Source organism: Alteromonas sp. W364 (assembly GCF_031846205.1).
Taxonomy (GTDB): domain Bacteria; phylum Pseudomonadota; class Gammaproteobacteria; order Enterobacterales; family Alteromonadaceae; genus Glaciecola; species Glaciecola blandensis.
The window spans coordinates 257519-271574 of sequence record NZ_JAVRID010000001.1 but is presented as its reverse complement, the minus strand read 5'-3'; the positions used below and the strand labels follow the sequence as shown (position 1 = coordinate 271574).

The following is a 14056-nucleotide window of genomic DNA, read 5'->3' as shown; positions in this document are numbered from 1 at the left end:
TACGCTATCGATAGCAAGGCTAAGCGAAGAAACACACACAGCGGAAATTGCACAACATGAAAATATATACGAAAACTGGCGATAAAGGCACGACGCAGGTATACACCTCAGAAGTTTTAAGACTGAGCAAAGACGATATCATTTTAGAATGTTATGGCACCTTAGATGAACTGAATAGCCACATTGGTTTGTTGTCAGCCTTGTTAAATGAAAAAGAGAATTTAAGTGCAAGCTCCTTGAGTTGCGAGTTTCTTCAATCAATCCAACACAACTTGTTTTCTATCGGCTTTGCAATATCAGACAAGCCACAATTAAACGAAAATAGCGTCGAGGTATTGGAGACAGCAATTGATGAGCTTCAGTCAACACTATCACCACAAACCAAATTCATTCTACCTGGTGGTTCACAACTCGGTGCCCAGGCTCACGTTGCACGAACCATTGCAAGACGCGCAGAAAGAAACCTTGTTGCTTTATCCGCTCAGCAGAACATCCCTGATATTTGTATCGCTTATATTAATCGTTTATCGGACTATCTGTTCGTTGCGGCCCGCAGTTTTAATGCAAGAACAGGCATTGCCGACATCGAAATTTAAGCCCCACAGAAACAGTAAGCTTTTCAGCTAAGTTAATCCTCTTGTAAACGATTGATCAAAGCCTGATGCTCTAGGTACTCCGCTCGTTTTGCCTCTAAGGTGTTGCGGCCCTGCTCTGGTCGCGGTGCCAACAGTGATAGCCAACGTTGGCTATACGTGGTTGATTGCGACAAACCATCGATGGTCTTTTCTGCTTCGCTAGGAGAGTTACACACAAGGACCATATCGCAGCCCGCATCAAGGGCCAGTTCCGCGCGGTCGCAAACACTGCCGCCAACACTCGCAGCTTCCATAGATAGGTCATCAGAAAAGACAGTGCCGTTGAAACCAAGTTCACCGCGCAATACATCATGGATCCAAGTGCGTGAAAAACCAGCTGGTTTATCGTCAATCTCTGGATAGATGACATGAGCTGGCATGATGGCATCAATCTGTTGTTTAGCAATCATTTTTGAAAAGACATGCATGTCACTTTCTTTGATTTCTGCGTAGGTCCGCGTATCAACGGGCATCGCTATATGGCTATCTTCAGCCACAGAGCCATGGCCAGGAAAATGCTTTCCTGTTGTTTTCATACCAGCTGCATGCATACCTTGGGTGTAGCATTCACTGAGTCGAATAACCTCCGCAGGATCAGCGGAAAAGGCCCTTGATTTAATCACTTCACTGACACCATTTAGATCTAATACAGGAGCAAAGCTGATATCAATATCGAGAATAAGCAACTCATACGCCATCACAAAGCCCATTGCAAATGCCAAAGCGTGTTGCTGCTGCTCTTTTGCAGTTTCAGAAAAATTATTAAAGCGGTTCTCAATACTGGCCATAGGCGGTATTTTTGTAAAACCTTCTTGAAAGCGCTGTACTCTGCCCCCCTCATGATCCACTGAAATCAGGAAAGGCCGAGAAACGGTTTTTCTGATATCTTTTACGAGTGCTGATAACTGTTCTTTGTCCGCAAAATTACGAGAAAATAAGATAAGCCCACCCACAAGTGGGTGCTGGAGTTTCTCGCGTTCAAGTTGGTCTAACTCATAAGCTAAAACATCTAAAACGATTGGTGACATTTCTACCCCTTTTAATTACTTGTGTACCAAGCTATTTTCACTTAGCCTATTCATTCCAAAGCAAACTATAAGAACAAAAAATGAAGTTTATCAAACCTGCATTGGCTGCCCTATTTCTACTTATCTTTCTAATTTGCATAATAGCCTATTTCATATTAAAAGGCAGTCTACCTAGCCTTGATGGGACGATTAAAACCCGACATATTCACGCTCAAACTAAAATACAAAGAGACCGATATGGCACTGCGATTATCAGCGCAGACAATAAAAAGGATGCAGCCTTCGCCTTGGGCTATGCGCACGCGCAAGATCGCCTTTTTCAAATGGATTTATTGCGCAGAACCGCCGCAGGTGAATTGTCTGAAATTGTCGGCGCTGCTGCGTTAAATATCGACAAATCAAATCGATTCCATCAATTTCGACAACGTGCTGCAGCGATTATAACCAAGTTGCCTGCAGCTCAAGTTGCTTTGCTAGAGGCCTACGCTAAGGGCGTTAACGAAGCAGCTGAGGCTTATAGCGTTAGGCCCTTTGAGTACCTTCTCACTGGTAGTGAATTTGCACCTTGGAAAATGGAGGACAGCTTACTTGTTAGCTTTAGTATGTATCTCGATTTACAAGGTGGACAAGTAGAGCGAGACTTTACCAACACATTTATAGTACAACGTTTTGGTCTATCTATGCTTAGCTTCTTAAACCAAGCGAGCCCTTATCAAGCCGCTCTTGATGGCAGCGTAATGAGCAGCCCTTCGATCCCAAGTCCTGATCCCAACAATACACAAACTTTTCGAGCTACTACGAGCCAAATTAATTCAATAAATGAGCTGGACGTATTCGCCTATGAAGCAATCGAAGAGGTCGATGATATTGGGAGTAACAATTGGGCTGTGACGGGAGCCCTCAGCAACACAAAAAGCGCCATGCTCAGCGATGACATGCATTTAGGCCTCAGAGTTCCCCCTATTTGGTACAAGGCTCAACTTAATTATACTGCTGGGCAACAAGAGATAAAAGTAACAGGCGTCTCTTTGCCAGGCTCTCCTGGCATTATTGTGGGCTCAAATGGACACATTGCTTGGGGATTTACAAACGCAAACCTCGATAATGTCGATTGGGTCGAGCTATCACCCTACGCATTAACACAACAAGTTAACGAAACCATACTAAGCCCTGATGGTGCTGAAGAACTTGTCATTGAAATGAGCCAATATGGCCCAGTGAAACAAATCCGCGACAAAAAATACGCGCTATCCTGGGTTGCCCACCAGTCCTATGCTGTCAATGTAAAAGTAAATGACTTAGCTGAAGCTAAAAACCTGAAAGAGGGTTTTGAAATTGCACAACAAGTAAGGATCCCAATCCAAAACTTAGTGCTCGCTGATGCAGAGGGTAACGCAGGGTGGAGAACGATTGGCGCACTTAGTGCGAGGCCAAGTCCCTCACTTTCTGCTATTAGTGAAGCGGAATACTCCTCTCTATGGCAACAGCATGAATTCGATTCGCCGCAAAATATCAATCCAACGAGCGGTCGCCTATGGACTGCTAACGCACGAGTCATGTCCATTGATGACATGCGTCGCTTTGGCGATGGTGGTTATGCTCTGGGCATTCGAGGCTTACAAATACGAGACCTATTATTCGCTAAGTCAAAATTTGCAGAACAAGATTTTTATAATATTCAATTGAACAACCAAGCACTATTTCTCGGGCCTTGGCACAACTTACTATTAAATGTTTTAGAGTCTCAGCCTGAAAAATATCAAAATGATATAAAAGCCTTACAAGAATGGCAAAACTGTGCCTGCAGTGATTCAATTGGCTATACCTTAACGCGTTATTTCCGTTCAACTGTCATTAACCGATTGCTAGAGCCAATTAATCAGCAAGTAAGATCAAATGGTTTAAGTTTGCGAAATGCTTTACGAAAAATTGAGCCTGCTGTATGGCAGTTGATTGATGACGAAGTGGACACTTGGTTGCCTGTTGGAGAAGCAAGTTACGGCTCGTTTCTTTTAAGCTCCTACGATAAAACTAGAGCAGACCTGATAAAACAACATAATGCTGACCCATCAAGTTTAGTGGGATTAGAATGGGGAAAAGTAAACAAACTCGCCATCAAACATCCCTTTTCATCTCAACTAGGTCCTTTCGGCAGTTTTCTTACTATGCCTGAATCTGCCGGCTTCGGTGACAGTTATATGCCCGCGGTACAGCGCTCCTCATTTGGTGCATCACAACGACTAATTGTACAACCTGGTAACGAAGAAAATGGTATCCTCACGATCCCTGGAGGACAATCTGGCCATCCACTTTCTGTGTTTTTCAAAACCGGGTACTCAGAGTTTGTTGAAAATGAAGCACAACGTTTCCTACCCGAAGAGGTACAACACACCTTAGTCTTTGAAGTGGAATAGATTTATTGTGAATTTACAGTTTGTCTAACAAGCCGCTTTGCAAGACATAGTCACGCCATTGCTGCTCCGCGGCAATGCGTGCGTTCCCCTGGTAAGCATCGTTTTCTAGTATTTCGATTGCTTTGAGCACCAAAGCATCTCTTTCAGCAACCAACTTCCTGGCTCTTTCATGAAGACCCGTTAAGTATGGGTATTGGTTGATAAGGCTGTCAATTTCCTGAAAATAAAGGAACCTTTCTACGAAGCTATCATTGAATAACTGCTTTTTAGCTTGATACTCGATATAAACAAGCCCCTGCTCACCGCTTATTAGCTCTAGCTCTCTCTGCAGTAAATTTGCTTCGCTTGCTACTAGCAATGCTTGTTCTTGCCAATAGACTAAAGCAGCGCGGTCATCGTTTATAACAGCTTGCTTAATGCCTTCTTGGAAATCACTCGCACTCATTAATTCGGAAAGGCTTAGCAAGGGAATTGAAGCTTGGTCGCGCTCTAGAGTGGATACTTCGCTTACTGCATCTTCATCGCTCGGTTGGCAAGCAAATAAAAACAGAAAAGCGCTCGCCATTAGCGAACGCTTTACCAGCATTGACGTTGATAGAGTGTTCAGTTTGAGCACCTTTATATAGACAGTACTTAGATAGACCAGCGCGAAACAGCGCTGGAACATAAGGCAGATTTAATCGGTTTTGATATTCTCAACACGACTTTTTAATTTTTGACCAGGTCTAAATGTAACCACTCTGCGGGCTTTGATAGGAATATCTTCACCAGTTTTCGGGTTCCGTCCGGGACGTTCATTTTTAGTTCTTAGGTCAAAATTACCAAAACCTGAAAGCTTTACTTGTTCTCCAGATTCCAGGCACGCTTTGATCTCTTCGAAGAATGCTTCTACGAGATCCTTTGCGTCGCGTTTATTTAAACCTAATTTTTCAAACAAATGTTCAGCCATTTCGGCTTTGGTTAATGCCATTCGATTAATCTCTCAAAGATGCACTAAAGTTGTTTTCCAGCGCTTGCACTACTATATCGACAGATTTTTGAATATCTGCATCTTCAAGTGTTCGCTCTGGGTTCTGTAACCAAATTGAAAGTGCCAAGCTTTTATAGCCAGGTTCAATCCCTTTCCCTTTGTATACATCAAACAAGTTTAGGTCAATCAAGTCGGTTACGCCAAGTTTTTCGATACTTTTTAGTAATTTACCAGTATCGACCGTTTCTTTTACTGTAACAGCAATGTCGCGGCGATTCACTGGAAATTTAGAAATTGCTTTGATCCAAGGCAATGTTCTTGATGAAATACTAACCAATTCCAGCTCAAATGCAAAGGTCTTACCTTGCAATCCGAGTCCTTTTTCAAGTTTAGGGTGAATCGCACCGACATGTCCAATTAACTGACCGTCTTTGAATACCCCAGCACACTGACCTGGATGGAAAGCAGAATGACTTTCTGCTTTAAATTCAATATTCTGCTCATCTCTGCTCAGAGACATAATATTTTCAACGACTGCTTTCGCATCGAAAAAATCAAGGGATGCAGACGGAATAGACCAATGCTCGTTCGCCGTATTACCCGAAAGCACTCCAGACAACATACTTTCTTGTACGACACCTGACTTTTCACTCTTACTTGGTGTAAAGCGTAAGCCTGTTTCAAACAACTTAATGTTACTTTGTTGTCTTTTTTGATTGTAAGACAATGCACCAAGCAAACCTGGTAATAAACTCACTCTCATTACTGACATGTCTGAAGAAATAGGATGCGGTAAGACTAAGCCTTCGAGATCTGGAAATAACATTGATTGTTTTTTCGGATCAACAAATGAATAGGTAATGGCTTCTTGGAAGCCTTCATCTACCAACAAATCCTTAAAGCGATTCAAATCGATACTCGCTTCCGCGCTGTCACGCATTTTTAAGCTCGCAACGGGTGCTTGATTAGGAATGTTGTTGTATCCATAAACGCGAGCAATCTCTTCGATCAAGTCTTCTTCAATATTCATATCGAAACGGTAAAGAGGTGCCACAACTTCCCAACGGTCGTCTTTCACAGTGACTTCAAGACCTAGACGCTGAAGAATATCGCTCACGCGCGCTGAATCAATATTGATGCCCAATACACGAGCCAAACGCTCAGCACGCAATGTAATTTTGGCGGGTGTAGGCAAATGTGAAGCATCTCTTGCTTCAAATACTGGCCCCACTTCACCACCAACAACAGCAACGAGTAACTCAGTTGCACGCTCCATTGCTTGCAGTTGTAACTCTGGATCAACTCCGCGCTCATAGCGGTGAGATGCATCGGTATGCAAGCCGTATTGACGGGCTTTACCCATGATAGCGTCGGGTGAGAAAAAGGCACTTTCTAAAAAGATATTTTGAGTTTTTTCACTGACACCAGAGTGCAATCCACCAAATATACCGGCTATCGCTAATGCTTTATCTTGGTCTGCGATAACTAAGGTATTCGATTTTAGCGAAATTTCGTTTTCATCTAATAAGGTGAGTTTTTCACCCTCTTCAGCCATTCTAACAACAATATCGCCTGATAGAACGTCATTATCAAACGCATGCATCGGGTGGCCAAATTCGAGCAATACGTAGTTGGTGACATCAACGACGGCGTCGATACTACGGATACCGCTACGACGCAGCTTCTCTTGCATCCATAAAGGGCTTGGATTTGATAAATCAACATTTTTGATGACCCTGCCGAGATAAATCGGACATGCGTCTGGCGCTGCTAACTGAATCCCGCGTTGTTCTTCGGTAGTTACTTTGGCAGAAGAGATCGCGACTTCCTTAACATCAAGTTGATTCAACACGCCGACTTCTCGTGCGATTCCTTTCATACCAAGGCAGTCTGCTCGGTTTGGTGTTAAATCAACTTCGATACAATTGTCATCTAAGTCAAGGTATTCACGTATATCAGCACCGATTGGGGCGTCAGCGGGTAATTCAAGTATACCGCTGTGGTCATCGCCCATACCTAATTCAGAAAAGCTACACAGCATACCAAAAGAGGGCTGACCGCGAAGCTTTGCCTTCTTAATTTTAAAGTTCCCAGGCAAGACCGCACCTACCATTGCAACAGCAACTTTTAATCCTAAGCGACAATTGGGTGCACCGCAGACGATGTCGAGTAGCTCATCGCCACCCACATTAATTTTGGTTACCTGTAGCTTATCAGCGTCTGGATGTTGGCCACATTCAACCACCTCACCTATAACAACACCTGAAAAAGCTTCAGCAACTGGCGCTACGTCATCGACCTCTAGGCCAGCCATGCTTAATTGTTCGGATAACTCATTTGTAGAGATGGCTGGGTTTACCCACTCTCTTAACCATTTTTCACTGAATTTCATTGATAAACTCTGTTTTACTTAAATTGCTTCAGGAAACGAAGATCGTTCTCGAAAAAGGCACGTAAATCATTCACGCCATAACGTAACATTGTTAGTCGTTCTACGCCCATACCAAAGGCAAACCCAGTATATTCTTCTGGGTCGATGTTAACTGCCTTCAATACATTGGGATGCACCATCCCACAACCTAACACTTCTAACCAACTACCATCTTTACTCATTACGTCAACTTCAGCTGAAGGCTCTGTAAATGGGAAGTAAGAAGGTCGGAAACGAACGGTCATTTCTTCTTCAAAGAAGTGATTTAAAAAGTCGTGCAAAATGCCTTTTAGTTCAGCGAAGCTAACATTTTTGTCAACCATCAAACCTTCTACTTGGTGAAACATCGGCGTGTGCGTTTGATCATAGTCGTTTCGATAAACACGACCTGGCGAAATAATTCGTAAAGGCGGCTTCTGTGCTTCCATCGTACGGATTTGTACACCGGATGTTTGCGTTCTTAGCATGACATCTGGATTGAAATAAAACGTATCATGGTCAGCTCGCGCTGGATGATTTGCTGGGATATTCAGGGCATCAAAGTTATGAAAACCATCTTCGACTTCAGGCCCAGTCTTGACAGCAAAGCCTAGGTCGCCAAAAAAGCCCTCAATACGCTTAATTGTGCGGCTAACAGGATGAATATTACCGGTACTTTGCGAGCGACCAGGTAAGGTAACGTCAACCGACTCAGAGGCCAACTTCGCGTTTAACTCTGCATCTTGTAGCGCTTTCAACTTAGTATTGATTAAACCCTGAACTGACTGTTTCGCTACATTGATCTTTTGACCAGCAGCAGGCCTTTCTTCATTGGATAAAGCACCAAGTCCCTTCATTAAACCAGTGACCTTACCTTTTTTACCCATGAAAGCGACACGCACTGCATCTAATTCTGCAGGTGAATTCGCAGCCTCAACTGCTAAGCGCGCTTCTTCTACGATGGCTTCAAGCTCCATTACTTCCTCTTCTTGGACGGTAGATTCTGCTTTGTTAATAAAAGCATAAATAAATGACATAAACCACGTATTTTACACGGTTTTATGAGTATTTACGCGTAGTTTTTGGGTATTTTTGGAATATTTTAGGGACATGATTTGAGATGGGTTTTAACAGCAGGATCAAAAAAGCGAGCATCCCGCTCGCTTTTTCAAAAAGAACTTAAACTATTGTTAATAGATATTACGCTAATGCGCCTTTTGCTGCGTCAACAAGAGCAGTAAATGCCACTTTGTCGTGTACAGCGATGTCAGCAAGGATCTTACGATCGATTTCAACAGAAGCTTTTTTCAAGCCATTGATGAAACGGCTGTAAGACATTCCGTTTTGACGTGCAGCAGCATTAATACGTGCAATCCATAGTTGACGGAATTGACGCTTACGTTGACGACGGTCACGATACGCATACTGACCCGCTTTTGTTACCGCTTGTACCGCAACGCGATACACTCGGCTACGAGCTCCGTAATAACCTTTAGCTTGCTTTAATACTTTTTTATGACGTGCGCGTGCAACTACACCGCGTTTTACTCTAGCCATTCTTCAGTCTCCTAATTCTAAGGTTATACGTATGGCAACATACGTTGGATAAGAGCGGTATCACTAGTGTGAACCAATTTCTTACCACGTAAGTGGCGTTTACGCTTAGAACTCTTCTTGGTCAAAATGTGACGCAAGTGAGACTGTTTACTTTTGAAACGACCAGAAGCAGTTTTTCTAAAACGCTTGGCAGCTCCGCTGTTGGATTTCATTTTAGGCATTGCTAAAACTCCGCATTGTTTAATAACTAACGTAGGTTGCAGACCCTGTTAGTGGTTTATGTTTAGCAGCAAGGTGAAATTAATTGTGCAGATTAATTTACTTTAGACCGTTACTACTTCTTAAGTGGGGCAAGCACCATGATCATCTGACGACCCTCTACCCTATGAGGGAAAGACTCGCAGTTAGCAATATCTTCTAAATCCGCTCTAACGCGTTTTAGCAATTCAATGCCGATCTCTTGGTGAGCCATTTCACGTCCGCGGAAACGGATTGTGACTTTGGCTTTATCACCGCCTTCTAAAAAGCGACGCAGGTTGCGCAGTTTTACCTGGTAATCGCCTTCATCAGTGCCAGGGCGAAATTTAATCTCCTTGACCTGAATTTGCTTTTGCTTCTTTTTCTGTTCTTTTTGTTCTTTACTCTTTTCGAATAAGAACTTCCCGTAGTCCATGACTTTACAAACGGGTGGAGCTGCATTTGGGCTAATCTCTACTAGATCCAAAGTGGCTTCATCAGCAATAGTTTGAGCCTCAGACAGTGTGACAATACCTGCTTGTTCACCATCTTTACCAATTAGTCTTACTTCAGTAGCTGTAATTTCATCATTAATACGGGCTTTGTCGCCCTGAGCTTTATTATTAGCGCCTTTAATTTGCATTTCCTCCAAAACATTAAAAGATGCCGAGAAGTCAAAATCAGTGTAAAAAACTGTATTGAGCTCCTCGAAACGGGCATATTATACCTATATTTTCAATTCCTGCTATGGAATTTTTTTACTTTTGATCTCATCCTGTAAATGAGACACCACATCAGCAATCGGCATACTGCCCATATCAACGCCTTTGCGCGTTCTTACAGCAACCATGCCTGACTCTTTCTCTTTATCACCAACAACTAATAAATACGGCACTTTACGCAATGTGTGTTCACGTATTTTAAAGCCGATTTTCTCGTTGCGTAAGTCTGATTTGACACGTAAGCCAGCGTCTTTTAGTTGCTTCACTACAGAATTAACATATTCCGACTGACTATCTGTGATGTTAGCTACAACTGCCTGTGTTGGTGCTAGCCACAAGGGATATGCTCCAGCAAACTCTTCGGTGAGTATTCCAATAAATCGCTCTAGTGAACCGAGTATCGCCCGGTGAATCATAACCGGTGTTTTGCGTTCACCATCTTCGGCAACATAGGTTGATCCTAGGCGGCCTGGCATTGAGAAATCTAACTGCACAGTACCGCATTGCCAAGCACGTTCCAAACAGTCATAAAGAGTAAACTCAATTTTCGGGCCATAGAATGCGCCCTCACCTGGCAAGTATTCAAACTCGATGTTGTTGGCTTGTAGCGCCTGTGCTAATTCTTTCTCAGACTTATCCCAAACTTCGTCAGAACCTACCCGCTTTTCTGGACGCGTGGATAACTTAACCGCAATGTTTGTGAACCCAAAGGCGGCATACGTGTCATACACCATCTGAATACACTTACTCACTTCTTTAAGTATTTGGTCTTCGGTACAAAAGATATGAGCATCATCTTGAGTAAAGCCACGTACCCTCATTAAACCGTGGAGAGAGCCGCTCGGTTCGTTTCTATGACAACAACCGAACTCAGCCATTTTGAGCGGTAAATCGCGGTAAGATTTAAGGCCTTGATTGAAAATCTGAACATGACCTGGACAATTCATAGGCTTAATCGCGTACTCACGCTTCTCAGATTCGGTAGTGAACATGTTTTCAGCGTACTTATCCCAATGCCCCGACTTTTCCCATAAAGATCGATCCATCATCAACGGGGCTTTTACTTCATCGTAGTCGTATTCGCGTAATTTTTCGCGTACGAATTTTTCTAGTTCAGTGTAAATTGTCCAGCCGTCATTGTGCCAAAACACCATGCCTGGCGCTTCATCCTGCCAATGCCATAGATCTAGTGTTTTACCAATTTTACGATGATCACGTTTTTCGGCTTCTTCAAGGCGTTGCAGGTAGCCTTTAAGTTGCTTTTTATCAGCCCAAGCAGTGCCGTAAATACGTTGCAACATTTTGTTATCACTATTGCCACGCCAATATGCACCAGCGACTTTCATTAATTTGAAGTGCTGACAAAACTTCATATTCGGTACATGCGGCCCACGACACATATCAGTATATTCTTCGTGATGATAAAGTGCAGGTTGATCATCTTTTGCGATGTTTTCATCTAAGATCTGCATCTTATACATTTCGTCGCGAGCTTCGAAAGTGTCTCTAGCTTCTTGCCAAGAAACGACTTTCTTGACCACTGGATAGCTAGTTTTGGCTAACTCCATCATGCGTTTCTGAATCTTATCAAGGTCTTCTTGATTCAATGCTTGGTCTAAGTCAACGTCATAATAGAAGCCATTATCAATTACCGGTCCAATCGCCATTTTAACGTCAGGATATAACTGTTTGATTGCGTGACCGATCAGGTGAGCGCATGAGTGGCGAATAATTTCCAAGCCCTCGTCATCCTTAGCGGTAATAATTTGCAGACTTGCATCGCTGGTGATCATGTCACAGGCGTCAGCCAGTTCACCATTGATTTTACCTGCGATAGTCGCCTTCGCTAGACCAGGACCGATGTCCATAGCGACATCAACAATTGAAACAGGGTTTTCGAAAGAGCGTTGACTTCCATCTGGAAGAGTAATGACCGGCATAATTTTCCTTAACAGTGGTGACACCTACGATGTGCCACTTGATATTCTTTGTCGTAAACGACGTACAATGATAAAGGCAGTGCTACACTATAAAGAGCGTACACAGCATAATGAGTTAACACTTCAGCGTTTATAGACCATTAGTCTGTAAACCGTGGCGCAAATTATAACGACATGGAGACATGAGATGCAATTGCTAGTTTCCTTAATTCGCTAACAATAACGGCAGAAGCACCAACACAATAAGAATTTAAGCCGACAATACTGTCATTTCAATGAGAGCTGCAAGATGGAAAACGTGGATAAACTGACATAATGAAGGGAATTAGCATTGGGATCTTGACGCTAGCCATGCTCGCAAGCCCAGCATTTTCAGATGATGGAGAAGTATCGCTAAATTTCTCTATTGATGACAATGAACGCATCTGGCAAGTAAACGCAAGTATGCGTATTCAAATGACCCCCGTACAATTTGTCACGCTCTTGGACAGAGGACCCGAAAACTGTGAGTGGTTATTTAACTGTAAAGAAGTGATATTACTCAATCCGCCGACCGATAATGTTCGAGTTATCGCCACAAGATTAGACAGCCCTTGGCCTTTCAGTGATAGGATCATGTACACAAAGTCGACTATTAGCTACAACAGCGATCAGAGCCATGTCCTTATCACCATTACTCCGATCCCTGCCGACGAAATTAAAGCGCTTCCTAACGATGCTGTTATGATCACTAACCCAAGCGGTCAATGGCAACTTTCTAAAAGCGATGAAGATTATTTATTAAGCTACCGTGGCAGAGCCGATATTGATCCATCCATTCCAAAATTCCTTTTAAAAAGACAAGTTGAAAAATCAACAAAAGCAACCTTTGAAAATATTAGGAAACTGCATGAATAAAGCTGGGCCCAGCAACTACACGCAATACTTGTTCATTATTAGTCTGGCTTTGTTTCACCTGACCGCTTGCACGAAGCATCAGAACTTACCCGATGCAATAGAGACGTATCATGAACGTATTTATGGTGTACTCGAGCTTCCTCATACAGACCTTGACATTAACTTAGACTTGCAAGCTCCACCTAAAAGCACATGGAATATCGACATACCTAGTTTACAGATTAACATGCGAGAATTTTATGCCTTAGATGGCTGTGAGATAAAAAGTATCGTAGCTGAACGTAATACGGCGCTGGGGAAAATACAACTTCCTTCAACCCGGCTACAATACGAATGGCGACTTATTACTGCTCTGCGATTCTGTGAGGAGCAATTGTCGAAACAGAGCAATGAAGAACTACAAAACAAAACCACAATGTGGCTAGAACAAAAACAAGACTTATATGCCCTAAATTGGGCCAATATGTTTTCACAAAGCCAAGAGATATATAATAGCTTAGTCCATTCAGGCGGCTTCATTGATGGCAATTCAGATGATAACTTCACGCAAGCTAAACTTGATCTGCAACAAATCTTAGAAAGCTTACGGTCGCCAGAGTCGGCTCTGGTCAACTTAGAGAGTGCCTTACAATCAATGCAGCAACATAAATTATATGCCCGTAGTCTGCGCTCCCAGTTATTGTTGACACAGAGTCTTCAATCAATGACAGAAGATATTACCAACTGGTCTAGCACGTTCCAGTGCAATACAAGAAGAGATAGGGAGGACTTAAAAATTCTACGAAATGTATTCAATCTATATTTTGTTCAAGAAATACAAGCCATTGCTTCTCAAATGAACCATTATCATTATCAACTTAAACCAATCTTTATGGATTTGTTAACAGTGCCTCAAGTGCATCCCGAGTTTTCAATGTGGTTACAAAACCATCAAACCAATACGTTCGAGAATTACCAAGCCGCTATGCGGGAGCATATTGTTATGTGGCAGAACATTTTCGTAAAGTGCGACTGAGTCGATTTTTATTCGAATATTGAGAGGCGTATGATTAATCAACAGTTGACGTATATCTGATGTAAACGTAATCTTGGTGACACAATGGAGTGTAACTGCAGAAGATGGTGCGTCTACCCTGACTCGAACAGGGGACCTCTACCATGTCAAGGTAGCGCTCTAACCAACTGAGCTATAGACGCATCGTTTGGAATACCCCACCAAGTGTGTTTAGTGGAAGGTGCAAAACGG

General features: G+C 42.8%; 14 protein-coding genes and 1 tRNA gene. 5 read left to right on the top strand and 10 right to left on the bottom strand.

Annotation, left to right across the window (positions count from 1 at the left end; all coding sequences use genetic code 11):
- Positions 1-56 precede the first annotated feature (56 nt).
- Positions 57-596, top strand: coding sequence for a cob(I)yrinic acid a,c-diamide adenosyltransferase (locus RM556_RS01155; protein ID WP_311360116.1), 540 nt, complete (start codon positions 57-59; stop codon positions 594-596).
- 32 nt (positions 597-628) lie between these two features.
- Here the strand turns inward: RM556_RS01155 and nagZ are convergent, their stop codons facing one another.
- Entirely contained in the window at positions 629-1663 is a 1035-nt protein-coding gene (gene nagZ / locus RM556_RS01150; protein ID WP_311360115.1) for a beta-N-acetylhexosaminidase, read from the bottom strand.
- An 80-nt stretch (positions 1664-1743) separates the two neighbouring features.
- Here nagZ and RM556_RS01145 point away from each other — a divergent pair, with 80 nt between their 5' ends.
- Positions 1744-4077, top strand: a complete 2334-nt coding sequence (locus tag RM556_RS01145) for a penicillin acylase family protein (RefSeq protein ID WP_311360114.1) — start codon at positions 1744-1746, stop codon at positions 4075-4077.
- Between the two features lie 13 nt (positions 4078-4090).
- Here the strand turns inward: RM556_RS01145 and RM556_RS01140 are convergent, their stop codons facing one another.
- The 8 genes from RM556_RS01140 to thrS all read right to left on the bottom strand — a co-directional run bounded on the left by RM556_RS01140 (position 4091) and on the right by thrS (position 11913).
- Positions 4091-4642 (bottom strand): hypothetical protein, encoded by a 552-nt coding sequence (locus RM556_RS01140; protein ID WP_311360113.1) that lies wholly within the window; start codon positions 4640-4642, stop codon positions 4091-4093.
- A gap of 111 nt (positions 4643-4753) precedes the next feature.
- Complete coding sequence (locus RM556_RS01135; protein WP_311360112.1) at positions 4754-5047, bottom strand: integration host factor subunit alpha; 294 nt, start codon at positions 5045-5047, stop codon at positions 4754-4756.
- A gap of 4 nt (positions 5048-5051) precedes the next feature.
- Positions 5052-7439, bottom strand: coding sequence for a phenylalanine--tRNA ligase subunit beta (gene pheT / locus RM556_RS01130; RefSeq protein ID WP_311373654.1), 2388 nt, complete (start codon positions 7437-7439; stop codon positions 5052-5054).
- A gap of 14 nt (positions 7440-7453) precedes the next feature.
- The gene (gene pheS / locus RM556_RS01125) at positions 7454-8434 is read right to left on the bottom strand and encodes a phenylalanine--tRNA ligase subunit alpha (protein ID WP_311360708.1); all 981 of its coding nucleotides are present in this window, start codon (positions 8432-8434) and stop codon (positions 7454-7456) included.
- A 223-nt stretch (positions 8435-8657) separates the two neighbouring features.
- The gene (gene rplT / locus RM556_RS01120; RefSeq protein WP_311360110.1) at positions 8658-9014 is read right to left on the bottom strand and encodes a 50S ribosomal protein L20; all 357 of its coding nucleotides are present in this window, start codon (positions 9012-9014) and stop codon (positions 8658-8660) included.
- Positions 9015-9037: 23 nt separating this feature from the next.
- Positions 9038-9235, bottom strand: a complete 198-nt coding sequence (gene rpmI, locus RM556_RS01115; protein WP_195732607.1) for a 50S ribosomal protein L35 — start codon at positions 9233-9235, stop codon at positions 9038-9040.
- A 113-nt stretch (positions 9236-9348) separates the two neighbouring features.
- The gene (gene infC / locus RM556_RS01110) at positions 9349-9894 is read right to left on the bottom strand and encodes a translation initiation factor IF-3 (protein ID WP_311360109.1); all 546 of its coding nucleotides are present in this window, start codon (positions 9892-9894) and stop codon (positions 9349-9351) included.
- Positions 9895-9996: 102 nt separating this feature from the next.
- Positions 9997-11913 carry a threonine--tRNA ligase gene (gene thrS, locus RM556_RS01105; protein ID WP_311360108.1) on the bottom strand — a complete coding sequence of 639 codons (1917 nt, stop codon included), beginning with the start codon at positions 11911-11913 and terminating at the stop codon, positions 9997-9999.
- Between thrS and RM556_RS01100 the strand changes: the two genes are divergently transcribed.
- The 3 genes from RM556_RS01100 (at position 11903) to RM556_RS01090 (ending at position 13825) form a co-directional block, all read left to right on the top strand.
- Positions 11903-12049: a hypothetical protein gene (locus RM556_RS01100; RefSeq protein ID WP_311360107.1), complete on the top strand. Its 147-nt coding sequence runs from the start codon at positions 11903-11905 to the stop codon at positions 12047-12049. The genes thrS and RM556_RS01100 overlap by 11 nt on opposite strands.
- Before the next feature lie 179 nt (positions 12050-12228).
- Positions 12229-12810, top strand: a complete 582-nt coding sequence (locus tag RM556_RS01095) for a hypothetical protein (RefSeq protein ID WP_311360106.1) — start codon at positions 12229-12231, stop codon at positions 12808-12810.
- Positions 12803-13825 (top strand): DUF3080 family protein, encoded by a 1023-nt coding sequence (locus RM556_RS01090; RefSeq protein WP_311360105.1) that lies wholly within the window; start codon positions 12803-12805, stop codon positions 13823-13825. Before RM556_RS01095 ends, RM556_RS01090 begins: the two co-directional genes overlap by 8 nt.
- 105 nt (positions 13826-13930) lie before the next feature.
- Here RM556_RS01090 and RM556_RS01085 read toward each other — a convergent pair.
- A tRNA-Val gene (locus RM556_RS01085) sits at positions 13931-14007 on the bottom strand.
- Positions 14008-14056: the final 49 nt, after the last annotated feature.

Bases quoted from the DNA above. Each gene is read 5' to 3' on its own strand.
- RM556_RS01095 (WP_311360106.1), top strand. From the start codon at position 12,229: ATGAAGGGAATTAGCATTGGGATCTTGACGCTAGCCATGCTCGCAAGC.
- pheS (WP_311360708.1), bottom strand. From the start codon at position 8,434: ATGGAGCTTGAAGCCATCGTAGAAGAAGCGCGCTTAGCAGTTGAGGCT.
- RM556_RS01140 (WP_311360113.1), bottom strand. From the start codon at position 4,642: ATGGCGAGCGCTTTTCTGTTTTTATTTGCTTGCCAACCGAGCGATGAA.
- RM556_RS01100 (WP_311360107.1), top strand. From the start codon at position 11,903: ATGACCGGCATAATTTTCCTTAACAGTGGTGACACCTACGATGTGCCA.
- thrS (WP_311360108.1), bottom strand. From the start codon at position 11,913: ATGCCGGTCATTACTCTTCCAGATGGAAGTCAACGCTCTTTCGAAAAC.
- RM556_RS01090 (WP_311360105.1), top strand. From the start codon at position 12,803: ATGAATAAAGCTGGGCCCAGCAACTACACGCAATACTTGTTCATTATT.
- RM556_RS01145 (WP_311360114.1), top strand. From the start codon at position 1,744: ATGAAGTTTATCAAACCTGCATTGGCTGCCCTATTTCTACTTATCTTT.
- RM556_RS01155 (WP_311360116.1), top strand. From the start codon at position 57: ATGAAAATATATACGAAAACTGGCGATAAAGGCACGACGCAGGTATAC.
- pheT (WP_311373654.1), bottom strand. From the start codon at position 7,439: ATGAAATTCAGTGAAAAATGGTTAAGAGAGTGGGTAAACCCAGCCATC.
- rplT (WP_311360110.1), bottom strand. From the start codon at position 9,014: ATGGCTAGAGTAAAACGCGGTGTAGTTGCACGCGCACGTCATAAAAAA.
- infC (WP_311360109.1), bottom strand. From the start codon at position 9,894: ATGCAAATTAAAGGCGCTAATAATAAAGCTCAGGGCGACAAAGCCCGT.
- RM556_RS01135 (WP_311360112.1), bottom strand. From the start codon at position 5,047: ATGGCATTAACCAAAGCCGAAATGGCTGAACATTTGTTTGAAAAATTA.
- nagZ (WP_311360115.1), bottom strand. From the start codon at position 1,663: ATGTCACCAATCGTTTTAGATGTTTTAGCTTATGAGTTAGACCAACTT.
- rpmI (WP_195732607.1), bottom strand. From the start codon at position 9,235: ATGCCTAAAATGAAATCCAACAGCGGAGCTGCCAAGCGTTTTAGAAAA.